The organism is Streptomyces sp. LMG1-1-1.1, from assembly GCF_040815545.1.
Lineage (GTDB): Bacteria > Actinomycetota > Actinomycetes > Streptomycetales > Streptomycetaceae > Streptomyces.
Window position 1 is genome coordinate 291,891 of sequence record NZ_JBFPNH010000032.1, and the last position, 22,831, is coordinate 314,721.

General features: G+C 72.5%; 18 protein-coding genes and 4 pseudogenes. 9 read left to right on the plus strand and 13 right to left on the minus strand.

Annotated features, from left to right (window positions below):
* Positions 1 to 364 precede the first annotated feature (364 nt).
* A pseudogene (locus MRBLMG1_RS37335) lies at positions 365 to 490 on the plus strand (IS5/IS1182 family transposase); the annotation flags it as partial.
* 18 nt (positions 491 to 508) lie between these two features.
* Here the strand turns inward: MRBLMG1_RS37335 and MRBLMG1_RS19485 are convergent.
* From MRBLMG1_RS19485 to MRBLMG1_RS19515, 8 genes and pseudogenes are all read right to left on the minus strand, one after another.
* Complete coding sequence (locus MRBLMG1_RS19485) at positions 509 to 1,273, minus strand: maleylpyruvate isomerase family mycothiol-dependent enzyme (protein WP_367825340.1); 765 nt, start codon at positions 1,271 to 1,273, stop codon at positions 509 to 511.
* A gap of 61 nt (positions 1,274 to 1,334) precedes the next feature.
* Positions 1,335 to 1,720 (minus strand): annotated as a pseudogene (locus MRBLMG1_RS19490) (IS5/IS1182 family transposase); the annotation flags it as partial.
* On the minus strand, positions 1,645 to 2,070 hold the full coding sequence (locus MRBLMG1_RS19495) for a hypothetical protein (RefSeq protein ID WP_367825341.1): 426 nt from the start codon (positions 2,068 to 2,070) through the stop codon (positions 1,645 to 1,647). The gene MRBLMG1_RS19495 and the pseudogene MRBLMG1_RS19490, both read right to left, overlap by 76 nt.
* A 192-nt stretch (positions 2,071 to 2,262) precedes the next feature.
* Positions 2,263 to 2,393 (minus strand): annotated as a pseudogene (locus tag MRBLMG1_RS19500) (transposase); the annotation flags it as partial.
* A 697-nt stretch (positions 2,394 to 3,090) separates the two neighbouring features.
* Positions 3,091 to 3,429 carry a hypothetical protein gene (locus tag MRBLMG1_RS19505; RefSeq protein ID WP_367825342.1) on the minus strand — a complete coding sequence of 113 codons (339 nt, stop codon included), beginning with the start codon at positions 3,427 to 3,429 and terminating at the stop codon, positions 3,091 to 3,093.
* Positions 3,426 to 3,622: pseudogene (locus MRBLMG1_RS37465) on the minus strand (IS256 family transposase); the annotation flags it as partial. The pseudogene MRBLMG1_RS37465 and the gene MRBLMG1_RS19505, both read right to left, overlap by 4 nt.
* Positions 3,623 to 4,173: 551 nt before the next feature.
* Entirely contained in the window at positions 4,174 to 5,016 is an 843-nt protein-coding gene (locus MRBLMG1_RS19510) for a pyridoxamine 5'-phosphate oxidase family protein (protein ID WP_367825343.1), read from the minus strand.
* On the minus strand, positions 5,013 to 6,614 hold the full coding sequence (locus tag MRBLMG1_RS19515) for a globin domain-containing protein (protein WP_414721609.1): 1,602 nt from the start codon (positions 6,612 to 6,614) through the stop codon (positions 5,013 to 5,015). The genes MRBLMG1_RS19510 and MRBLMG1_RS19515 overlap by 4 nt, the downstream gene beginning before the upstream one ends.
* Positions 6,615 to 7,471: 857 nt before the next feature.
* Between MRBLMG1_RS19515 and MRBLMG1_RS19520 the strand changes: the two genes are divergently transcribed.
* Positions 7,472 to 9,046 (plus strand): carbohydrate-binding protein, encoded by a 1,575-nt coding sequence (locus MRBLMG1_RS19520; protein ID WP_367825345.1) that lies wholly within the window; start codon positions 7,472 to 7,474, stop codon positions 9,044 to 9,046.
* 68 nt (positions 9,047 to 9,114) lie between these two features.
* On the opposite strand, the gene MRBLMG1_RS19525 is transcribed toward MRBLMG1_RS19520, so the two are convergent.
* The gene (locus MRBLMG1_RS19525) at positions 9,115 to 9,489 is read right to left on the minus strand and encodes an STAS domain-containing protein (RefSeq protein WP_367825346.1); all 375 of its coding nucleotides are present in this window, start codon (positions 9,487 to 9,489) and stop codon (positions 9,115 to 9,117) included.
* A 191-nt stretch (positions 9,490 to 9,680) separates the two neighbouring features.
* On the opposite strand from MRBLMG1_RS19525, the gene MRBLMG1_RS19530 reads away from it, so the two are divergent.
* The 3 genes from MRBLMG1_RS19530 (at position 9,681) to MRBLMG1_RS19540 (ending at position 14,336) form a co-directional block, all read left to right on the plus strand.
* A complete protein-coding gene (locus tag MRBLMG1_RS19530; RefSeq protein WP_414721610.1) occupies positions 9,681 to 9,848 on the plus strand; it encodes a TerD family protein in 168 nt (55 codons plus the stop codon).
* A gap of 608 nt (positions 9,849 to 10,456) precedes the next feature.
* A complete protein-coding gene (locus MRBLMG1_RS19535; RefSeq protein ID WP_367825347.1) occupies positions 10,457 to 12,865 on the plus strand; it encodes a SpoIIE family protein phosphatase in 2,409 nt (802 codons plus the stop codon).
* 286 nt (positions 12,866 to 13,151) lie between these two features.
* Entirely contained in the window at positions 13,152 to 14,336 is a 1,185-nt protein-coding gene (locus MRBLMG1_RS19540) for an alcohol dehydrogenase catalytic domain-containing protein (RefSeq protein ID WP_367825348.1), read from the plus strand.
* A gap of 73 nt (positions 14,337 to 14,409) precedes the next feature.
* On the opposite strand, the gene MRBLMG1_RS19545 is transcribed toward MRBLMG1_RS19540, so the two are convergent.
* The 3 genes from MRBLMG1_RS19545 to MRBLMG1_RS19555 all read right to left on the minus strand — a co-directional run bounded on the left by MRBLMG1_RS19545 (position 14,410) and on the right by MRBLMG1_RS19555 (position 19,655).
* Positions 14,410 to 15,285, minus strand: coding sequence for a YhjD/YihY/BrkB family envelope integrity protein (locus tag MRBLMG1_RS19545; RefSeq protein WP_367825349.1), 876 nt, complete (start codon positions 15,283 to 15,285; stop codon positions 14,410 to 14,412).
* Positions 15,286 to 15,509: 224 nt separating this feature from the next.
* On the minus strand, positions 15,510 to 16,877 hold the full coding sequence (locus MRBLMG1_RS19550; RefSeq protein ID WP_367825350.1) for a tetratricopeptide repeat protein: 1,368 nt from the start codon (positions 16,875 to 16,877) through the stop codon (positions 15,510 to 15,512).
* 87 nt (positions 16,878 to 16,964) lie between these two features.
* Positions 16,965 to 19,655: a CHAT domain-containing tetratricopeptide repeat protein gene (locus MRBLMG1_RS19555; protein WP_367825351.1), complete on the minus strand. Its 2,691-nt coding sequence runs from the start codon at positions 19,653 to 19,655 to the stop codon at positions 16,965 to 16,967.
* 150 nt (positions 19,656 to 19,805) lie between these two features.
* On the opposite strand from MRBLMG1_RS19555, the gene MRBLMG1_RS19560 reads away from it, so the two are divergent.
* Positions 19,806 to 20,165, plus strand: a complete 360-nt coding sequence (locus MRBLMG1_RS19560) for a hypothetical protein (RefSeq protein ID WP_367825352.1) — start codon at positions 19,806 to 19,808, stop codon at positions 20,163 to 20,165.
* Positions 20,166 to 20,168: 3 nt separating this feature from the next.
* Positions 20,169 to 21,203 (plus strand): hypothetical protein, encoded by a 1,035-nt coding sequence (locus MRBLMG1_RS19565; protein ID WP_367825353.1) that lies wholly within the window; start codon positions 20,169 to 20,171, stop codon positions 21,201 to 21,203.
* A 135-nt stretch (positions 21,204 to 21,338) separates the two neighbouring features.
* On the opposite strand, the gene MRBLMG1_RS19570 is transcribed toward MRBLMG1_RS19565, so the two are convergent.
* On the minus strand, positions 21,339 to 21,596 hold the full coding sequence (locus MRBLMG1_RS19570; protein WP_367825354.1) for a hypothetical protein: 258 nt from the start codon (positions 21,594 to 21,596) through the stop codon (positions 21,339 to 21,341).
* Between the two features lie 137 nt (positions 21,597 to 21,733).
* On the opposite strand from MRBLMG1_RS19570, the gene MRBLMG1_RS19575 reads away from it, so the two are divergent.
* Both MRBLMG1_RS19575 and MRBLMG1_RS19580 read left to right on the plus strand, forming a co-directional pair.
* Complete coding sequence (locus tag MRBLMG1_RS19575) at positions 21,734 to 21,943, plus strand: hypothetical protein (protein ID WP_367825355.1); 210 nt, start codon at positions 21,734 to 21,736, stop codon at positions 21,941 to 21,943.
* Positions 21,944 to 21,983: 40 nt separating this feature from the next.
* Positions 21,984 to 22,817 (plus strand): hypothetical protein, encoded by an 834-nt coding sequence (locus tag MRBLMG1_RS19580; RefSeq protein ID WP_367825356.1) that lies wholly within the window; start codon positions 21,984 to 21,986, stop codon positions 22,815 to 22,817.
* The last annotated feature ends 14 nt before the right edge of the window (positions 22,818 to 22,831 follow it).

Sequence of the window (22,831 nt, forward strand, 5' to 3'; positions counted from 1 at the left end):
GCCACTGCAGTTGCCTTGACGAATGCGCCACTGGCGTCCCTGCCTAGCTGTGGCCTGAGCCGGAGACTCCTGGGCTCAGACCGACCGGCACATGGTGGGTGGGGCTGCCCAGGCGGCCCCGAGCGCAAGGCCGGCACGAGCCTGAGTGGTGATCATGGAGTTCTTGACGCTCTGTGATCACCCGGAGGGCTCGTGCCTGCGGTCCCAGAATGCCTTTCGGAACCCCTGAGGGACCACTTCGCCGCTCTGCTGCCGTGCGGAACGGATACGCCGAGAGCCACCCGCTGGGCTGCCGCAGGCGACGGATTCCAGACCGGACCGTCTTCGAGTACATCGTGCTCGCACTGGTCCACGGCTCCGGCTCCGGCTACGCGTCGTGGACTTCCATCTCTACCTCGCCGCCAGTCTCGTCAGGCTCCGCATGCTCGTCCGACGCTCGACGAGCCGCTGCCGCTGGGACGGCCGCCCCACCACCCGACGCCTCAAGTGATCCATCTGCCGGTCGGCCTCAGCCCCAGTCCTGCAGCTGCTGGAGCAGGTCGGCGTCGCCCTCGATCCGCAGCGAGCCGGCCGGGATGCGCATGTACATGAGCAGGGCCATCTCGCTCGCCGTGCCGTAGATGGCGGCGGTGGGCTTGCTCTCGGCGGCCTCCGCCGCGGTGAGGCGGGTGAAGCGGGAGCCGGCGGCGTCCACCGTCTGGCGCCAGGAGCCGACCTCGGCTGCGTGGTAGTCCATGGTGGCGGGCTCGCCCGGCCACGGGACCGTGCCGGTGCAGACGGTGGCGAGGAACTCCTCGATGGCGTCGCCCGCCTCGGTCGTCGGCAGCTCCTGCGGGGTACCGGAGGCCAACTGGGCGTCGTAGGTGTGGATCAGCGACTCCGGGACGCGACGGCGGGCCACCGCGGCCACCGTGTGCGGCGAGGCCAGCGGCTCCCACCAGGCCCAGCAGCCCCGGTCCGGGCCGGCCTCGCGCAGAGCAGCGAGCAGCTGCTCCGTCGAGTCGGCCAGCCACGCTATGAGGGCCTCGCGCTCCCTGGGCGCCGCCAGCCCGTCCTTGCTCGGCCGCTCGTCGCCCGGCGCGGTGTTCAGCACGATGTAGGCCCAGAAGCGGTCCCCTTCACTGAGGTGGTTCGCCAGGTCGTACAGCGTCCAGCCCGGGCAGGACGGCACGTCGGCGTCAAGGCTGGGGGCCGCGGCAACGGCGGCGCGAAACGCAGCGGAACGCTCGTCAATCATCCGCAGCAGGTTGGGGAAGTAGAGATGATCAGTCACGCAGACCTTGTATCACCCGGACCGGGAGGCTCGCACTCGATTAAGACCGAGGGCAGATGGATCAGTTGAGGCGCCGGGTGGTGGGGCGACCGTCCCAGCGGCAGCGGCTCGTCGAGCGTCGGATGAGCATGCGGAGCGTGACGGGAGTCGCGGCGAGGTGGAGGCAGAACTCGACGACCGCGCCGTTTCTCTCGGTGCAGCGCCGGAACTTGCCGTAGCCGTTCATCCACGAGTGCGTCCGTTCCCCGGTCCACCGCTTGCCAGCCTGGATCGGGGCGGGTACACCCTTGCGGGCGATCTCACCGGTGAAGCCCAACTCCCCCAGCAGAGTAGGGGCTTGTTGTTGTCGTAGCCCCGGTCGAGGTTGACGTTCACATCCTCGGGCAGGCGTCCCGCCTGTCCGATGGCCGCTTCGAGGTTGGGGCATAGCCGCCCAACGTCACCACGAACCGGCGGTCGCCACGGCCGGGAGCCGCCGCCTCCGTCTCCACCTCCTCGTCATCACCGAACGCTGCGGAGACGAAGCCACCGATGAGCAACATCGGGACGCCGACAACGAGCAATGTGGTGACCACGGGCGAGCGCAGCAAAGACTCCTTCAGCCCCAACAGGACCGCCCCGGTCATCGCGACCAGGGCAAGCCAACCCAGCAGAGGGACGTACTCACGGAGCTCGATCAGCAGGACCAGCGCGCCCTCACCTCCCGAACCGAGCCCGGCCACGGCCGCGGCGCCGAGGACGACCGTGACTGCCAGCAGCAGGAAGGCCGACGGTCTGCGATAGCGCGTGAAGTTCATGATCCCCCCGAACGATGTGGATTGCGCGGCCTATGGGGAGCGCGGGTCAGAGGCCAGGGCTGACGGGACGGGGGCGCCGCCGAACGGCAGGGGCGCCAAAGGCGAACGCAGGCGGTTAGGTTCTGCCCCGCCGATCATGTCCGGAGCCAGATGATGATTGCTGCGACGGTGACGCTCAGGTGGGTCTTGGTCATCGGCGTGGGCCTGGGCATGCGCCTGCTGGAGGAGCCGGCCCCAGTTCCGTCGGCCCACCTGCGCCGGTGACGCTCGTAGATGGTCTTCCACGGCCCGTAGCATGCAGGCAGGTGACGCCACTGCAGCCCGTCCCCCCGACTGGTCACGCAAGAGCCGACGAACCAGTGGGCGACATGGGTCGGTCAGCACCTGCGATGCCACCACGCCAACTCCGGCTCATTCATCGGCTCGTGATGCGTTCGCCCGAGGAGCACCGCGTCCAGGTGCTCGACCTGCCCTCGAAGTTCAGTGGCAGCCCTTGGCGGAAGCATGAACAGAGCATCTTGCAGTTTGTCCCGGGCCCAACCCTCGCCGCAGCAGGGGCAGGTGTACTCCGCCTCCCCTTGCCTCCATCGGCGCCTCGTGCCGTGGACGCGCACGGACCACACGCTCAGCGCCACCGCCACGATGCCCGGAGACAGTCGCTCCCGTTCGAGCACGCGGACAGCGGCATTAGCCGCTCCCGACAGGCCTGGGACATCGCGATATCGCACCCAGGATCTACCCCAGCCGCGTTCCCGCGGCCGAAGTGAGGCTGGTGTTCTACGAGGCACGGCCCCTTCGGATGCAAGTCATGCTCGGCATCCTCGCATGGCTCGGGTCCTCAGCACAGGCCAGCGGTTCGGCTTCTTGATTGCGCCTGGGCAGTCGCGATTGCGTCGGGGCGGGTCGGGTCGGGTCGGGAGAAGGCGTACGCGTGTCTCCCAGATGGCCTCGGTGAAGGAGCGGGTGAGCTGGGTGGCGGTCGATCCGAGGAGCCATGATCAATATCTGTGGATGGCTTGATCATGGTGGCGGTGGCGGGTTGGTTCCCCGGATGGCCTGCCAGCGGGTGCACGGTGTGGCTGACGTCAGGAGTTGGACTCCTGCGCCTCGAAGGGCCACGAGCGCGGTGTGGACGGCGTCGAGTTCCTCGACGGAACGCCGATAGGCGAGGATCTGCACCAGTTCCAGGTCGATGGCTTCTGCCGAGTCGTGGAGGCGGTCAAAGCGGGCGCCGCGGCGAACCGGCCCGACCATGCAGCGCACGGCGGCGGTGGCCTCGGCCGGGTCAACGACGGTGACCTGATCGATCGCCAGTTCCATCTCGACCACCTGGCTGTCGGAATCGAGGGGACCGGTCAAGCCGCTGCCACCTCCACGCGTTCGACCAGTACGTCGTTCTCGAATCTAGCGCCGGAGCGGACGAGGGCATCGAGGGGGCGCCGGTGATCGCGCGCCAGCGATCCTGGGTGGACTCGCCGCGCTTGAGGACTAGCGCCGGCATCGCGGCGGGGCTTCCGGCACCGCGGGTGACCTTGGTGGGGAGCTGAGAGGTGTCCCGCAACTAATGATCGGGGCGTACTCCTCGGACATGTGCGATCACGCCTGGTTGGCCCAGGCCGGCACGGTTGGTCCGGCCTCGGCCTCGGATCACGCCGTCTGCGGCCAGACTTTTCCGCAGTGCGTCGGGTGCCAGTGAGTCTTCGAAGCCCTCGCTGAGGCCTCGCCCCGTGTCTGCGTACTCGTAACGGACCGCGTACATCCTTCCCTCGTGATGCCATTCGCAGCGAACCAGCGGTCGCGCGAGGACTGCTTCGAACCACTCTGGATCTGTGCCGCTCGCACTACGGCAACGATGTACGGCCTCCGAACAGGGAGACCGCCACCGCGAGGACGACGACCGACAGGAAGGTCACGGGGGCGGCGGTCGATCTGACCAAGCCCGAGGGTCCCGTGCGGTTCGCGAACGGACGCTGGAACGAACGGTGTTCAGGGTCTGACCGCCCAGCGGACCGCCTGGAGCACGACGATGAGGAGGGGCAGTGCGATCACGGTCGACCGGCGGCGACCGGTTTGGTCAAGGAGGGAAGAGGGCGGCGGCGGCGTTCAGGCCTGGGTGTCTCGGTGGAACCAGCCGCTGAAGGCCTCGGGGCCGGTCGCCGTCTCGGTGCCGACGGTCGTGCCGGTCGGGGCGGTCGTGGTGGGAGCGGGACGTCGGGCCCTGGCCAGTGCCTTCTCTGCCTCCGCGCGCCAGGTGGTGGCGTCTGCGCGGGGCGGAGGGGGGAAGGAGGCGCGGGCGGGTGCTTCGGCGGCGGCGGCGAAGAAGTCGCCGCCTTTGCGCTTGGCGTCGTCGGTTCCCCAGGGGCGGCCGGTGCCGCGGGCGGGGGCTTTTTGGAGGTGGGGGATGTGTTTGGCGCAGTGGATGTATGCCTCCTCGACGTCGACGACCACCCAGAGCAGGGCTCGCCGGCCGGGGACAGGGTCGACGGGGAGGCGGGGGTGGGCGCGGCGCATGGCGTCGTCGGCGACGCTCCTGGCGCGGCCGTTGACGTGGAGTCCGATGCGGTCGCGGAGGAAGTCGACCATGAGGATGCCGACGTGCGGGTTCTCCTCGATGTTGCCCAGGCTGGCGTGGACGCCGTTGCCCCGGTACTCGGGGTAGGCGAGTGTGGCGTCGTCCAGGACGTGGAGGAAGCCGGGCGGGCCGGCGCGGAAGGTGTTGTCGCAGGCGCCGTGCCGGTCGGCGGTCGCGAGGAAGAACATCTCCTGCCGCGCCACGAACTCGCGCATTCGGTGGTTCAGCCGGTCGAGGACCTGTTCTCCGTAGAAGCGGTCCGCGCGCTCGGTGGTGCCCAGGCGCCTCTGCACCCGGTGTTCGCCGTCGCTCCCCGGGCGGGTGGCGCGCGGCGGGTCCGTCGGCCGCCGCGCGGCCGGTGGGAAGGTACTCAACTCGTCGCTCCGACCAGTTCCTCGATGGAGTCGTGCCGTATGCGGTGGGCCGGGATGCCGATGCCCACCAGGGTGTCGACGCCGCGGCGGATCATCCCCGCCGGTCCCGACAGGTACGCGTCGTGGGTGTGCCACGGGCCGTACTCGCGTACGGCTTCCGGGAGTCCACCGGACAGCGGGCCGCCGGACTGGTCGTCGACGACGGGACGCACCGAGAGCCAGGGGTGCGACCGCTGCAGCCGGAGCATCGTGTCGATGTCGTACAGGCCGTGGTTCCCGCGCGCGCCGTAGAAGACGTCGACGGGTCGCCGCCGGCCGTGCTGGGCCACGTCCTCCACCAGGGCCTTGATGGGTGCGATGCCCGTACCGCCGCCGAGGCACAGCAACCCGTTGCCGGTGGTGTGGTCCACGGTCATGGAACCGGCGGGCGGTCCGAGCCGGATGACGTCCCCGGGGCGGGCGCGGTGGACGAGCGCGGTGGAGACCCAGCCGGCGGGCACGGCCTTGACGTGGAACGACAGCAGTCCGTCGGAGCGCGGCGCGGAGGCGAAGGAGTAGTGCCGCCAGACCCGCGGCCACCACGGTGTCTCCAAGGCCGTGTACTGCCCGGCCCGGAAGGGGTACGGCCCGTCGGGCCGGACCGTGACGACGGCGATGTCCCGCGTCCGCATGTCGTGGGCGACCACTTCCGCCTGCCACCAGGCGGGCGCGCTCAGCCCGTCCGCTGCCGCCGCGTCGATCATGATCTGGGAGATCGTCGTGTACGCCTCCACCCAGGCGGCCTCGGTCCGCGGCCCCCAACTCCCCGGGGCGTGCCGGGCGAGCGCGCCGAGCAGCGCCTCGCCGACGGCCGGGTAGTGCTCCGGGAGAGTGCCGTACTTCCGGTGCCCCCGCCCCAGACCCGTCAGGTACGCGGTCAGGGTGGCGGGGTCCTCGGCGTGGGCGGCGGCCGTCAGCAACGCCTTGAACAGCCGGTCGCGTTGGGTGTCCATCGCCGCGGGGAAGAGCTCCCTCAGGCCGGGGTGACGGAGGAAGAGCAGCGCGTAGAAGTACGAGGTCACCCGGTCGGCGATCGGCTCGATCTCCGCCATCGTCCGGCGCAACAACTCCGCGGCGGACGGGACCTCCGCCGTCGGCGCCCGGTGCTGCCCGGCCGACCGCCGCGCCTCGGACGGCGCCTCCGGCGCCGGCCCCCGCCCCCGGTGCTGCCCCGCCGACCCGGACGGGACCTCCGCCGCCGGCGCCCGGTGCCGCTCGGCCGGCCGCCCGGCCGCCGGTGCCGCCCCTGCCCCCGCCCCCGCCACATACGGCCGCACGGGATCCGAGGCCCTCGTGGCGGGGTTCGGGCGGGGCCCGGCGGGGTTCGGGGGTGCCCCGGCGGAGCCCTGGTGTGTCCCAGCTGAGAACGGGCTGGGCCCGGCTGGGTTCGGGGCGGCGGGGCTCGGCCGGGGCATCCCCGAACCCTGATGTGTCCTCGCAGGGTCCGGCCGTGGCCCGCCGGAGCCCTGATGTGCACCCGCAGGGTCCGGCCGGGGCCCAGCGGAGCCCTGGTGCGCTCCATCGGGGTTCGGGTGGGGCCGGGCGCTGCCCGAGGCCATCGCCGACGAACCCGGTTGCGTCCCAGCCGAACCCGGTTGCGTCCCAGCCGAGTCCGGTCGCGTCCCAGCCGAGTCCGGTCGCGTCCCAGCCGTATCCGGTCGTGTCCCAGCCGTGCCCGGTTGCGTCCCAACCGGATCCGGGCGCCTCCCCGCCTCGTCCGGGCCCATGGGCTGCCACGGGACGCCCGGTCCACCCTGACCGCCCGGTCCACCCTGACCGCCCTGACCGCCCTGACCGCCCGGTGCTCCGGAACCGCCCGAACCACCCGGACCGGTCCCGAACCACCCTCCGCTCCGCCCCTCAGCGGCGGCACGGGAGCCGTCGCCGGCGGCCGACGGGGTGGTCGGAGCTTCCATCGGTCTGCCTCGCCTCGAACGTCTTTGGTCGGGTTCGCACACGGGGTCCGAATGTGCCCGGATTTCCGTGGGGACCACGGCGCTCGACACATACCGACCGGGTGAGCGGGGCCGACCATACCCCGCCTTCCCGAATTCGAAGAACGCAGACCTCGACCTCTCCTTTCGGATCATTTACGCAGGTCAGAGGCCAGTTGCAGGCGACCCGAAAGAGGGGAGGACGTCTAATCCGCCGCGTCCGCGAGGAATTCGCCGACCGAAATCTCACCGGGCGACCCGGAGTTCTCCACATATATCGAACGGGTCTTCACGAGCTTCACCCCGAGGTCACCTCCAGACGTGCGGGGGCACGGGAAGCCTGACCGTAAATGTTCATCCATATGAACAGCATCTACGTGCATGACCGTTGACGCGTCCACGGCGACGCGTCTAGCTTCCGAGGAAAGCGCTTTCTCGTCCAGTCCCGGAACGCCGTCCCATCCCCCTCCTGGAGCCTCCAGATGCATCTGCGATCCGTCACCGCCTGCGTCGGCCTGCTGGCAGGCACGCTCGTCGCCCTGTCCGTGAACACGGCGCACGCAGCGTCGACGCTGTACGAGGCCGAGGCCTCGCCCGCCGTGTGTACCGGCACCATCGACTCCGACTGGTCCGGATACTCGGGCAGCGGGTTCTGCAACGGCACCAACGCCGTGGGCGCGCATGCGCAGTTCACGGTGAACGCCTCCGCCGCAGGTACGGCGACGCTCTCCGTACGGTTCGCCAACGGGACGACCGCGGCGCGGCCGGCCGGTCTGGTCGTCAACGGGGTCACCGTGCAGACGCCGTCGTTCGAGGCCACGGGCGCCTGGTCGACGTGGGTCACGAAGACCGTGACCGTGCCGGTGAACGCGGGCGCCAACACCGTCCGGTTCTCCCCCACCACCGCCGCCGGGCTGCCCAACATCGACTCCCTGAACGTGACGACGGCCGACGCGCCGCCGCCCACGGGCGGCGCACTGTACGTCGCGCCAGGCGGCACGGACGGCGCGGCCGGGACGCAGTCCGACCCGACGACGCTCACCTCGGCGATCGGCCGCGTCGGCGCGGGCGGGACGATCTACCTCCGCGGCGGCACCTACCGCCACGCCACGACGATCACCGTCCCGGCCGGCAACAACGGCACGTCGGGCGCCCTGAAGAAGCTCTCCGCCTACCCCGGCGAGACCCCGGTGCTCGACTTCTCGGCGATGACCGAGGATCCGGCCAACCGCGGCCTGGCGCTGAACGGTTCGTACTGGCACGTGAACGGCGTCGTCGTCCAGCGGGCCGGCGACAACGGCATCTACGTCGGCGGGAGCCACAACGTGATCGAGCGCACGGTCACCCGGTTCAACCGGGACACCGGCCTCCAGCTCGGCCGCATCGCCTCCAGCACGCCGAAGGACCAGTGGCCGTCCGACAACCTCGTACTGAGCGCGGAGTCGCACGACAACGCCGACTCCGACGGCGAGGACGCCGACGGGTTCGCCGCGAAGCTCACCGTCGGCAGCGGGAACGTCTTCCGGTACGCCGTGTCCCACCACAACATCGACGACGGCTGGGACCTCTACACCAAGCCCGACACCGGCCCCATCGGCACCGTCACCATCGAGGACTCCCTCGCCTACGACAACGGCACCCTCAGCGACGGTTCGCAGGCCGGAGCCGGCGACCGCAACGGCTTCAAGCTCGGCGGCGAGGACATCGCGGTCGACCACGTCGTCCGGCGCACCATCGCCTTCCATAACGGCAAGCACGGGTTCACGTACAACAGCAACCCGGGCAAGATGACGATCTCGAACAACATCAGCGTCGACAACGCCCAGCGCAACTTCTCCTTCGACGCGGGCACTTCGGTGTTCCGCGGCAACACCTCATGCCGCGGCACCTCCACCGGCACCAACGACCGCACGCTCGGCGACGTCGACGCCTCGAACCAGTTCTGGTCCGGCACGAACGGCTCCCGCTGCAGCTCGTACGCCGGCGCCCTGACCTGGTCCTTCGCCACGGACGGACGCCTGGTCACCGCCTTCGGCGGCCGCACGGTGACGTGGTGACCCTCACCTGATGAACCTCCGCCGGCCTCGGTGCTCCGCGCCCGAGGCCGGCGGCGTCGGCAGGACCGTCACGTCGTGTCGGCGAAGAGGTGGGCGGCCCCGGTGATCTCCAGCAGGTGCGTCACCTGAGGACTGGCGGCCCGGATGACCACGAAGCGGTGATCGCTGAGGGCCCGCCGCCGCGCGCGCAGCAGGGTGTTCAGTCCGGTGGAGTCACAGAACGTGACCCCGGTCAGGTCCAGGACCAGTCCGCCGCCGTCCTCGCAGTCCTCCAGGGCCTCGGCGAGGGCTCCCCTCAGCTTCGGGGCGCTGACCATGTCGAGCTCTCCGCCGATGCTGACGACGGCGCCGCCGCCGTTCGACCGCCGGGACACGGCGATGCCTCCGTCGTCCGCTCCGTCCGGCACGGAAGCGGGGCCGGGGGCTTCGGGGAAGGGAGTCACGAGACCTCCTGAACGAGGGAAGTCTTATGTCTCCACTATTGCCTACTGAGCGTTATACGCCAATATTTACCTGAAAATGACATCAGGTGATTGCCCCACGGACCTCGAAGAGGCCGGATACCTGGTCCGCAGCCGCGCGGACGACGGGCGCCGCAACCGATACGGCATCGTCCAGGGCTGCCGGTGCCAGGATGCCGGTCATCGACGCCGGCGAGGAGACCGCGCTGGTGCTCGGCGAGTTCTACCGCCGCGACGGGTCCTGGCGCTTCCGTGCCGTGGGCCAAGGCGAACTCCATCACCGCGGGCCGGCCGGGCTCCGGGTTGAGGACGGCCAACTCCTGCTTCCGCGCCCCTCGTAGACGCCCTCTGCCGACGATCGGCCGCCGGTCCTTTCGTTCTCGTCCGGTGCGTCGTCCTGTGCGCGCGAGGCGTCCGGTGCGGGTGAGGCCTGCGGCGCGGACGAGGCTTCCGGCGCGGACGGCGCTCCTGCTCCGATCCGGCGGGCGAGCGCAGCGCCAACAAGTGCCCCCTGAAGGTCCACCGCTGACGGACGCGCATGTCAGGCCGCCCCCTGTCGCACGGTCAGGCCACGCCCTGTCGCACGGTCGGGCCGACGCAACTCGCAGAACCGACGGAGCCGACACAACTGGCTGAGCCGACGGAACCGGCGGGCCACCAGAGGCGCCAGAACCGGCAGGCCGCCAGAACCGACGGAGCCGACGAAGCCGACTGGGCACCGTCCGGATACGCACCGCAAAAGGAGTTCATCGGGCTCGACCCGAGAGGGGTGGAGCCCCACCCGGCCGCAACCATCCGCAGCCCGCCGCATCCCGTACGTGACCCGGCTCGCGAAGCCGCTGAACACGCGGCCCACAGTGGGTGAGCGTCGCGGCCTGCTGGTTCAACCTTCCACGATCCAGCGGCGGGCGGGGATGCGGGCCGGGCGTGGAGTGGCATGCTCGGATGTATGGAGGGCGATTCCTTGGCGCCCGACGCGGGTGACGGCGCGGCACCCGAAGTCCTGGCGCTGGCAAAGGTCGTGTCCCGGCTGCGTGCCGAGGTCGTGGACCTGGAGAGTGGCGCGTCGATGTCGGCCGTCCTGGAGCGGGCCAAGGGCGCCGTCATGGCGCGGACAGGCCTGTCGGCGGACGCCGCCAATCGGCTGCTGCTCGACCGCGCCGAGCAGTACCGCAGGACGCTCCTGGAGGAGTGCTGGATCACCTTGGGGCGCGTCGGAGGAGCGCCGGGACCGGCGCCCGCGGTGTCGGCGCCCGGCGGGCCGCGCGAGGAGAGCCCTTCGCAGTTCGACATGGATCGCTACGTCACCGGCGGCCCCCGTGCGGACGGGAACCGGACTTCGACGCTGGCCCGGCTGGCCCGGGGGCTGGCGGCAGCGCGGCTCCCGGACGACGTGGCGGAGCTGCTCCGGTCGGCGTTCGTCGACACGGAGGGCGTGGACGCCGTGATGATCTACACGGTGACGGCGGGCCGCAGCCTGGAGCTGGTCGGCAGTGCCGGCATCGACGACGGTCTGGCCGAGCAGTGGTGCCACGTCCCTCCGCTGAGCGGAGTGGCCCCGTTGGAGGCTCTGGAATCACGGGACGCGGTGTGGCTCGAAGAGCCGGAGCGGGAGGCGGAACGCCATCTGCTGATCGGGGACTCGCCCGGGCGCTGGCCTACGCGGGCCTGGCTCCCGGTGCCCGACGACGGGCCGATGACGACGGCCGTCGGCTTCTTCCGGAACGTCCCCGGCCCCATCGAACCGCGGACCCGGACCCAGCTGCGGCGCGCCGTCAGGCTCTGCGCCGATCTCCTGCGGGACGACCGGCGGCCGCGCGGAGCCGGCTCGCCCCACGAGGACGTCGCGTCCCTCCAGACGGTGTTCGACGCATTGCCGGGGCCCGCGGTCCTGCTCACGCCGCTGCGGTCCGAGAGCGGTGACGTGGAGGACTACCGGATCGACGCGGCGACGCCCGAGGCGGTCGACGTGGCCGGGCGGCGGAGCAAGGAGCTGGTGGGCCGACGGATCCTGGAGACGTATCCCACGGTCGCGGGCAGCGCCCTGTGGGACGGATACCTGGAGACGCTGGTCACTGGGGAGGTCTACGAAGGCGATCCCTTCACGTACGTGGACGTGGGCGCGGGCGTGCAGGAGGAGTCCGTGTACTCGGTCCGTGCCTCCCGGCTCGGCGGGCGCCTCGTGGTGTCCTGGATCCGCCACGACATCAGCGTGCGAGAGACCCGCCGGCTCGCCGACATGCAGCGCCTGGGGAACCTCGGCTGGGCGGCCTGGAACCTGGTCACCGACACCATCACCTGGTCCGACCAGGTGTACGTCGTCTTCGACCGCGATCCCGCCCTCGGGCCCATGCGTCTGGAGGAGCTGCCCCGGCATCTCGTCGCCGAGGACCTGCCGCGGCTCGGCACCGCCGTGCAGCGGCTGCTCGGCGAGGGCCGGCCCGTCGACCAGCCCTTCCGCATCACCACCGCGCGCGGCGTGCGGCACCTGCGCATCGTCGCGGAGGCGCGGCGGGACGCGGGCGGCTCCCCCATCGAGGTGCACGGTTTCTTCCAGGACCTCAGCGCGCAGCGGGACGCGGAGCTGGCCCTGCGCGAGAGCGAGCGGCACAATCTCGTCCAGCGCGGCATGCTCAAGGCCGAACGAGCCCTCGGCGCCCGTCTCCAGGACACCTTGCTGCCGATCCCCGAGCAGTCGCTCGAACTCGCCGGGCTGCGCGTCGACGTCGCCTACGTCCCCGCCGACCGGGGCCTCAACGTCGGAGGCGACTGGTACTCCGCGATCGAGCTCCCGGACCGCAGCGCGCTGTTCGTCGTCGGAGACGTCGCCGGTCACGGTCTGGCGGCCGTGGGCACCATGGCGCAGCTCCGGTTCACCGCCAAGGGCATGGCCATCACCGGATTGGCCCTCCCTGACGTCCTCGCCGGGCTCAACACCCTCCTCCTCCACACGTCGACCGACGAGCGGGGCGGCACCGCCACGATGGTCATGGGGCGCTACCGTCCCTGGGACCACCGGCTGACCTGGGTGCGTGCCGGTCACCTGCCGCCCCTGCTCGTCCGGAACGGCGAGGCGGTCTTCCTGGCGCAGCCCGACGGGTACCTCCTGGGTGCCGCCCCCGACGCGCGGTACGGGGAGTCCGAGATCACGCTCCTCCCCGGCGATCACCTGCTCCTGTACACGGACGGCCTCGTGGAGGAGCCGGGCGAGAACCTCTCGGAGGGGCTCGACCGCCTCGCCTCCCGCGCCCTGAGCCTCCTGCGGGGGAGCAGCGACGCCATGCTCGCCCGCCCGCTCGCCGCGATGGCCCCCGGGAACCGGGACGACATCTGCGCTCTCGACATCCATCTCCGCTGAGATACATCCCTCTCCGCTGAAAGCCCGCCGCCGGGCGCATGCGCGGCCCCTCCAGGGGTCAGACGCCGTGGGAGGAGAAGCCGTGGCCGTCACGGCACCCGTCGGACCGGCGGGGCATTCCCGCGCCCGGCGCCCGTGCGCGGGGCATTCCCGGGGCCGGCGCCCGTGTCGGCGCCGCCGCCCGGCAGGGAGGGGAAGCGTCCGGACGGCGGCACCGGGCGGCTGCCCGGTCGTACGGCACCCATGCGCGACCGGTGCTCCGGGCATCGGCGGAAAGGTGGCGGTGATGAAGGCCGTGACGTGGCAGGGCCGGCGGAAGGTCTCGTGGGACACCGTGCCGGACCCCGTGATCCAGGAACCCACCGACGTGATCGTACGGATCACGTCGACCGGGCTGTGCGGTTCCGACCTCCATCTCTACGAGGTGCTCGGACCGTTCCTCGACCCGGGTGACGTCCTCGGGCACGAGCCGATGGGGGTGGTCGAGGAGGTGGGGTCCGACGTGCGGCGTCTCGCGCCCGGCGACCGCGTCGTCGTCCCCTTCAACGTCTCGTGCGGCACGTGCGTGATGTGCGCGAGCGGGCTGCACTCGCAGTGCGAGACGACGCAGGTGCGCGCGTACGGCACCGGGGCGGCGCTGTTCGGGTACACCAAGCTGTACGGGCAGGTGCCCGGCGCGCAGGCCGAGTACCTCCGCGTGCCGTTCGGGAACACGCTGCCGATCCCCCTGCCCGAGGGGCCGCCGGACGAGCGTTTCGTGTACCTCTCCGACGTCCTGCCCACGGCGTGGCAGGCCGTGGCGTACGCGGACGTGCCGCCCGGCGGATCGGTCGCGGTCCTCGGCCTCGGCCCGATCGGCGACATGGCCTGCCGGATCGCGCTCCTGCGGGGCGCCGGTCTGGTCATCGGCATCGATCCGGTGCCGGAACGACGCGATCGCGCTTCGGCGCGTGGCGTACTGACGCTGGATCCGTCCGACGACGCCGGAGAGGTCGTCGACCGGGTCCGTGACCTGACGGACGGACGCGGCCCCGACTCGGTGGTCGACGCGGTCGGCATGGAAGCCCACGGGGCACCGATCGCCCGCGGTCTGCACTCGCTCGTCGCCCTCCTCCCCGACGCGCTCGCCCGGCGTATGATGCTCCGGTTCGGCGTGGACCGCCTGTCCGCTCTGCACCTGGCCGTCGAACTCGTGCGCCGTGGCGGGACGGTGTCGCTCTCCGGTGTCTACGGCGGAGCCGCCGACCCGATGCCCCTCCTCGTCATGTTCGACAAGCAGCTACGGCTCCACATGGGCCAGGCGAACGTCCTGCGCTGGATCAGCGACCTGCTTCCGCTCCTCACGGACGACGACCCGCTGGGCGTCGAAGGCTTCGCCACCCATCACCTCCCGCTCTCCGCGGCACCGGACGCCTACGCCATGTTCCAGAGCAAGCAGGACGGCGCGGTGAAGGTCCTCTTCCGGCCGTGAGGCCGTGGGGCCGCGGGGGCCGCGGGGGCCGTCCGCCGGTGAGCATGTCGGGCCGACCGGGCGGACCTGGGCGTCACGCCTCCGGACGTTCCGGCGGGGAGGAGCCCGCGTCGGCCGTCGGGCGGTCCGTTCCGAGGTGGTGGCTCAGCGGGGGTTCCTGGGCGAGCACGGCGCCGATGGTGACGGCGAAGGTGACCGCGGCGCACACCGCGATGAGCCAGGACAGCAGGGTGAGGACCAGGCCCAGCGAGCCGTACTCGTCCAGGGCCCGGTTCATGGCTCCGGGCATGTAGAGGCGGGCGGTGACGCCGAGGACGGTCGTGGCCATGCCGGCCAGGACGGCGCCGGGCAGGAGGGGCAGCCAGGCGACCCGTTTGGCGAGCAGGAGGTGCTGGGTCCACAGCCAGACACCGGTGCTCACCAGGAAGTAGACGGGCACGCCCAGCCACGCGCCGACACCGAAGCCGTTGCGGATGGGGGCCTGGAGGAGCACCACGAGGACGAGTGCGAGCAACCACACCGCCCACCGCCAGGCGGCGATCCTGGTCCCGGCCTTGGGCAGGCGCCAGGCCCGCTCGCACACCCGGGCCATGGCGCGGCTGAAACTCGTCGCCGACACCAGGGCCACGAACGCGCCGACGGCTCCGGTGGTCTCGCGCAGCGCCTCGGCGGTGGACCCGTCCAGGACCTTCTGGAGTTCCTCGTCGGACGGACCGTTCAGCCCGAACATGGCGCGGAGGGACTCGCCCAGTTGGTCGCGCACGCCGAGCGGGGCGAACGCCGCCAGCGCGAACAGCAGGGGCACGGCGGCCAGGAACGCCTGCGCGGCCAGCCGGGTGGCCGCGTCCAGCAGATTCCCGCTCACCAGCCTGGTGGTCACCTCCACGAGCACCGGAAAGCGGTTCTCGGCCCCGGTCCGGATGCTCCGCACCCGGGTCGCCCACGACATCCCGCCTCCCGACCCCCGCCCGACCGATCCAGCCCATTGGAAGCGACCCGCCCCCGCCTGGCGAGTCCGCCGGGGCCGTACGGGGGAACGGGGGCGTCAGCCGTCGGACGCTTTGGGGAACGGAGGGCAGCCGTCGGACGCTCGGGGGGAACGGGTGGGTCAGCCGTCGGCGGCTCCGGCCCGTCACCCGTCGCAGGGCTTCGGCCGTCAGCGCCTCCGGCCCGTCACCCGTCGGAGGGCTTCGGTCGTGTCCCGTCGAGGAGGTCCAGGGCGGCGCGGGCGTCGGCGTCCCCCACTTGGGCGGGGCCGCCGAGCCAGTCGGCCACCGCGGCGAGGTCGGGCCCGTCGGGCTGTGACGGAGCGGGGGACGGGGACGCGGCCTGTGGTCCGGCGGGCTCGGGCGACGCGTCGACGGTCCGCAGCCAGCGTTCGGCCTCGTCGCCGCGGCCCTTGCGCATCAGCGCCGTCGCCAGGTTGAGCTTCGCGGCGGCGTGGCCCTGCTCGGCGGCGCGGCGCCAGAGGAGTTCGGCTCCGTCCCAGTCGCCGCGCTCCGCGAGGACCGCGCCGCAGCTGACGGTCGCGTCGGTGTCGCCCTCGTCGGCGGCCCTGCGCCACCACTGCTCGGCTCCGGCCATGTCGCCGCGCTGGTGCAGCAGGTTCCCGAGATTGTTCATGCCACCGCTGTCTCCCGCCTCGACGGCCTTGCGGTAGTACGTCTCCGCTCCGTCGAGGTCACCGCGCTGCCGGAGCAGGACGCCGAGGTTGACGTACGAGTCGACGTGCCCCGCGGCGACGGCGAGCCGGTAGTGGTGCTCCGCCTCCGCCGTCTCGCCGGCCTCGGCCAGGAGGACGGCCAGGGTGTGGCGGGCCGGCGGGTGTCCGGCGTCGGCGGCGCGCTGGAGGTGGGGGCGTGCCCCTTCGAAGCCGTCCCGGGCGAGGTGCGTCCGGGCGATCCAAAAGAGGACCTCGGGGTCGCCCGAGTCCACGGCCTCGGCGAAGTACGCCCGGGCGCGCTCCAGGTCGCCCTCGTGGGCGTGCAGCACGGCCATGGCCATGCGGACGTGCGGGTGGTCGTCGTCGAGGTGGAGGAGGAGCTGACGGCCCGCCCACTCGACGGCGCTCGACGGCGGCGGGGGTGAGGCGGGTCCGGGAGCCGGGGGCGGGGTCGGCGGGGCCGGTGCGCGTTCCGCCGCCGCACGCAGGGCTCGTGCTTCCTCCAGCGCCTGGCGGGCCATGGCGTTGCCGGTATCGGCGACGGGACGGAAGTAGCGCTCGGCCTCGGCGTAGTCGCCCCGGTCCAGGCGTATCGTGCCCAGGACCACCGAGGCCATCGGGTCGCCGGCCGCACGGGCGCGCTGGAGCCACGCCTCGGCTTCGGTCAGGGCTCCGCGGTTGCCGAGGCCGATGCCGTAGACGGTCATCGCGTGGATGTCGCCCGCCTCCGCGGCCTCCCTCGCCAGGTCCTCCGGGATCCCGAGTCCTCGCGAGTAGGCGGCCTCGACCAGTGCGGCCCTGGTCGGATCGACACCTGCGCGTGCCGCCCTGCCGTTGCCGTCCCCGGCCTTGCCCCTTCTCCTCCACCACCTGCTCATACGACTCCCCCTCCGGCGGAGCGAAGCTTCCTTGACCGCCCGGCGGGCGGGCGGGCGCGCCCGTAACTCACATTTCCCCTAAGGGAGTTACGGCCCTACGTGAATGTACGCCGCCCACAGCGAAGGAGTGGCGGGATACCGGTCGCGTGTCTCCCGGACCGCGTCGTGGAGGGCGTGGGCGGCGCGGGCGGCCACGGGGTGGGGTGCGCCGAGGCCGGCGTACACGCGCGCGGCGATCCGGAGGGACACGGTGTCGTCGATCTCCCACAGGGAGCCGAGGACATGGCGGAATCCGGCGAGGTGGAGGCCGCCCGCGAGGTGGAGCGCCTCGTCCATGGCGGTGAAGCCGCTCCTGGCGGTCGTGCAGGCGGACAGGTAGGCCAGCTCGGCCGACGGCAGGTCGAGGCGGGCCAGGGCGGCCACGGTGAGGGGGTGGTCGAGGTGGTCGTGCACGAGCAGCCGGCTGCCGGAGGCCGTGGCGGGTTCGGCGGCGCCGTGTCCGCAGAAGTGGAGCCAGGTGTGGTCGCCGAGGGCCGTGACCACGGCGTCGCGGGTGGCGTCCGCTCCGGCGATCAGGCGGGCGCCGGTCAGCATTCCGGCGACCGCGGTCGCCTCCTCGGCCGCCCCGGGGAGGGGCCGCGCCGCGGGCGCCTCGGGTACGGCGACGACCAGGAACGACGGGGCGGGTGGCGTGTCCGCCGGGCGACGGCTCTGCGCGAGCGCGCGAACGGTGGGGGCGTAGGACGAGACGGTCCGGTCGAGCACCGTGCGCCCGGCGCCTTCGCCGTGGTGTCCGGCGGCGTGCAGCGGGAGGAAGGCCAGCGGTCCGGTGGGGATCCACCAGACGCGCGGCGGGCGGGCTCCGGCCGGGCCGGTGAGGCCCAGGGCGTCGAGTACGGGGCCGGTCACGGTGTCCCACAGCCAGGCGAGGTGCCCGTCGAGTTCCTCCTCTCCGGACAGCCGGGCCATGAGGTCGGTGTCGTCGGGGTTCTGGAGCCGGTCGAGGACGGCGAGGAAGGACGTCGTCCGGGCGAGCACGTCGGGCAGGGTGAGATCGGGAAGCGGGACGACCCGCAGGCCGTCGGCGGTGAGGGCCAGCGCGTCGCAGCGGAAGCGGCTGACGTTGACGAGGACGACGGGACCGTCCGCGGCCTGCGGCAGCAGTCGCGCCGGGTGCGGGGGGCGCATGAAGTCCTCGAAGCCGCCCCGTGCGCGGACGTGCCCCACGAGCCGGTCCCATTCCGCCGCCCACTCGTGCCGCCGGTCGGACGGCGACGCCTCCGGGTCCGCGTCGAGCCGGGCGCGCAGCCACGCGAGGCGGTCGGCGGACTCCGGTGCGTGGGCGCGGAGTCGGGCGAGTTCGTCGTGGTGCTTCAGGCCCTGGCCGAGCAGGACTCCGCGCCCCAGCTCCAGCAGGGCGAGCGCGCCGCCCGCGTCGCCGGCGGTCAGGGCGCAGGCGGCGGCGTCGCTCGCCAGGCCCTGGGTGTCGGCGAGCGCCTGCTCGGCGTCGGCGGGCGCCAGGTGGCGGGGGACGAGGGCGGGCAGCTGGGCGACGGCCTGTCCGTACGCGGTCGAGGCCTCCTCCGGGGATCCCGCCTCCATGGCCCCGCGTGCCCAGGCATGGGCCGCCCGCAGGCGCAGACGGGGAGGGGCAGCGGGATGGAAGGCCGCGGTGCGCAGTTCGGCCGCGGCGGCCGTCCGGTCGCGGGGGCCGAGCAGCAGGCCGAGCTGGTACCGGACGAAGGCCTGCTGGACGTGCTCGGGCGGCAGCGCGGCGGAGGCGGCGCGCAGGAGGCTTTCCGCGCGCCGCGCGTCGCCGTCCTCGCCCGTCCGTTCGTGCCGTTCGGTGAGGGCGGAGGCCAGGTTGAGCAGAGCGGCCGTCCGGGACCCGTCGTCTCCCTCCGGCGGGTCCCCGGTAGGGAGGGAGGCCGCGACCTCCAGCGCCTCGACTCGTGCCTCGAAGTCCGCTTCACGGCCGCCGAGTTCGTACCGGGCTCGCAGGGCGTTCGCCAGACCCTGCTGGAAGAGGCCGTGGTCGTGGTGGTCCGCCGGCGTGAGGGCGACGGCCTCCCGGTGCACGGCGACGGCCTCTTCGAGGTCCGCCGGGTCACGGGTGCGTTCGTGGCGACGCCGCAGGGCGAGACCCAGGTTGTACAGCCTGCCCGCGCGGTCGACCTCGCCGCCGGCCTCGACGGCCGCGCGCGCCACCCGTACCGCTTCGAGTACGTCGTCGAGGCCTCCCCCGTGGTCGTGGCGCTCGCGCAGGGCCGCGGCGAGGGTCGAGAGGATCCACGCGCGGTCGGGGTGTCCGCCGCCCGCCGTGGACTCGGCCTCGCGCAGTGCGGTGACGGCGTCGTCGAGGTCCCGCGGGCTCCCCTCGCGTACGTACCGCAGGCGCAGGGACACTCCCCGCAGGGCGAGGGCGGTCGCCCGCAGCGGGCGGAGCCGCTCCGGGATGACGTCGACCGCGACCTCGGACGCCTGGATCGCCTGCTCCAACAGCGCCGGGTCCTGGTCGCGTTGGGCCGCGGCGACGCGGTCGGAGGCCTCCCGGTACACGGTGGCCACCCGCCCGTCCTCCTGTGCGTCCACGGTGTCCGTCGGCGCCTCGGGGCCGGCGATCCGGTCCAGGGCCGCCGCGACGGCCGCGTCCTCGCGCCCCGCCTCCGGCCCCAGCACGAGACTCCGGCAGCGGTGCAGGTCGGCGATGGCCCGTACGGCCTCCGGATCGGCCGAGGGGTCGGCCACCAGGGCCATCAACTCCCGTGTCCACCTCATCGCCTGGGGATCGAGAACCGCCGCACGGTCCATCGTCGACCGGTACAGGAGCACGCGAGCGGCCAGGGCCCGCACCAGAACGTCCCGCCTCACTGGGGTCACAGGAGTTACCGTACTGAGGGCTTCGGCGTCGATCGAGGGGGCGGCGGGATGACGGGGGACGAATCCGTACGGCTCGCGCGACTGTGCGAGCAGCTCACCGTGATACGGCGCGTCGCGGACCACCGCGGAGCGTCGGCGGATCTGGATGCCGCGCTCGCGGACTTCCGGGCGAGCGGCGAAGCCGGCCGACTCGTCGCCCGTACGGACGAGTTGCTTCGCACCTGGGGTGTCGCCCGGGGCCTCGGGGAGCACCGCTCGCCCGGCGGGAGCGTCCTCCCCCGTCTCGGCGGCGGGCATCCCGTGCAGGAGGCCCTGGTGTGTCCGACCGGCCGGTGCGACCGGGTGCTCCTCGAAGGCGACGGCACGTGCGACGTGTTCGCCGCGCCGCTGCGGCTCGTGAGGCTGTGAGCGATGTCCGCCTTCCTCACGACTCTGGGCGGCAAACTCGCCGACGCCTGGCTCTCGTTGCTCGTACTGCCCGGCCTGCTCTACCTCGCCGTGGCGTCCGCGGGCTCGATCCTCGGACACGGGCACGCCACCGACCACACCCGGATCGTCGACCGCGTCGACGCCCTCGCCGAGGGCCCGACGGCCCACTCCCCCGGCTCCGTGGTCCTCATCGCGACGCTCGTCCTGGTGGCCTCCGCCGGCGTCAGCCGCCTGGCCGCCGCCCTCGCCGGCGGCGTCGAACGGCTCTGGCTCGGCGACTGGCCCTTCCCGCTGCGTCCGGCCGCCCGCGCCCTCACCCGGCGCCGCGCGCGACGCTGGAGCGCCGCCGACGCCCGGTACCGGCGGGCGCTGACCGCCAGGGTCCTGCGCGTCGCCGCCGCCACGGCCGACGATCACGTCCCGGACACCTCGGACGGGGCCGCGGTGGGCCTCCTCACCCTCGACGGACCGGCGCCGAGCCCCCGCCAGGACCACGCCGACGGCGACAGCGACAGCCACAGCGACAGCGACAGCGACAGCGACAGCGACACGATCGGCCTCAACGAGGAGCGCAACCGCATCGCCCTCACCCGCCCGACCCGCCCCACCTGGATGGGCGACCGGCTGGTCGCCGTCGACACCCGCGTCCACCAGGCCTACCGGATCGACCTGACCACCGCCTGGCCCAGGCTGTGGCTCCTTCTCCCCGACACGACCCATGCCGAAATCCGGTCCGCGCGGGCCGCCCTGACCACGGCCGCACGCCGCGCGGGCTGGGGCCTGCTGTACGTGCTGCCCGCCCTCTGGTGGTGGCCCGCGTTCGTGATCGCCGCCGTCATGTGGGCGTCGGCATGGCGCCAAGGCCGCTTGGCCGTAGACGAGTTCGCCGATCTCGTCGAGTCGGCCGTGGACCTCCACGGCCGCGATCTCGCCACGGCTCTCGGCATCCCCTGCGAGGAGCGGCTCACCGCCGCCGAGGGCCTGGAGATCACCCGCGCTCTCCGCAAGGGGGTCTGACACCGCCGCGCCGCGTGGTGCCGGGCCGAAACGCCGTTTCCCCGAGTACGAGCGTACGGCCGACGACGCCGGCAGCAAGCGGGCCGCCGAGCACGACCTCGACGCCCGCGAAAGCGTCGCGCGTCCCTGGGTCACTCAGTCGGGGGGAGATTCCAAGGGCGTCCGGCCGCCGGAACCCCCTTGCTCCGCCTTCCCTGTCGGGCGCTCGCCCGCCTCGGCCGACGCCACTTCCTCGGTCTCGACGGCCGGCGGCCGGCCGGGGGACGCGTACCCCTGGTCCAGCATGTCGTCGAGCTCCTCGACGGCGATCGAGTCCATCAGGGCGCGCTCGCGGTCCTCGGCCGAACGCTCCGGCCCGGCCGCGTCGTCGGGCCTCCGCTCCCCACGTGACATGGCGCGCCTCCTCTCGTCGCGTTGCCGCGACTACCCGCTCCGCGCGCCGTGACACGCGTGGTGCCTTCCGGATGCGCGGCGTTGGGGCGCGGCGGACAATGAGAGGGCAAGGGGGATCGACGTCAGGAGCACCCGACATGGGCCGGGAGCGCGACGAACAGCGTAAGCGCGAGGGGCGGGCGCGACACGACGTCCGTCTCCCCGGATTCGTCCGAGAGGACGAGATCGGCCTCGGCGACCTGGTGAGCCGGGCCACGAGCGCCGCGGGCGTGAGCCCGTGCGGCGGATGTGCCCGCCGGGCCCGGCGGATGAACGAATGGGTCACCTTCTCCAAGCGGCACCGCTGACGCACGCGGCCCGCCGACGACGGGACACCGGGAGCCACTCATGAGCGACGACACCGTCATGCCCGAGGCGGCGACGGCAGCGCTACCGGCCGCCGAAACGCCCCACGAACACCGCCCTTCCTTCGTCTTCGCCATCGGGCAGATCCACGCCCGGTTCCGCGACCCCGGAGTCGAGCAGGAGTTCAACCAGGTCGTGTCGGCGACGGACACCACCGGACTCACGACGGACGAGGTCCTCCGGGATGTGCTCGCCCGGCCCGAAAACCGTTATCTGGCCCGGCAGATGCAGTACGTCCTCACGATCCAGGGCGTGGACACCTACGACGTCGTACCGAGCTACTCGGGCGACTACGACAAGCTGGTCGAGGCCCTCCGGTCCGTCCCCACCGCGCTCGATCTCGATGTGGTGGTCGGGGTGCGCGGCCATGCGGAGGGATCATCGTGCACCGGGCTCGTCCTGCCGGTCGTGGAGTTCCACCAGCTCTACTCATTCGACCGCCGGTCGCTGTTCAAAGCGATAAAGAAGCCGGACGGCATGTCGACCAAACGCTTCCGGGCGGTCGCCGACGAGGTGCTGACCAAGATCCTCCAGATCACGGAGAACTCGGGCGGCACTCCCGCGGACCGCGCCGCGAACTTCGTGGCCTGCCGGTACGCGGCCGTGTACCTGAGGACCTTCGAGGCGTTCGCCTCCGACTACGCGCTGACGGCGATCACCGTCCGCCCGGCGGCGGTCGGCGGTGACGAGGGCGTCATGTCCTTCACCCTGACCTACACCAGTCGCACCACCGACCTCACGGAGCGCTACTCCGTCCAGGTCTCCACCCAGTACATGAACCCCTATCTGCTGACCCGGCTCACGCCGAGCCTGTGAGGTGAGGTGAGCGC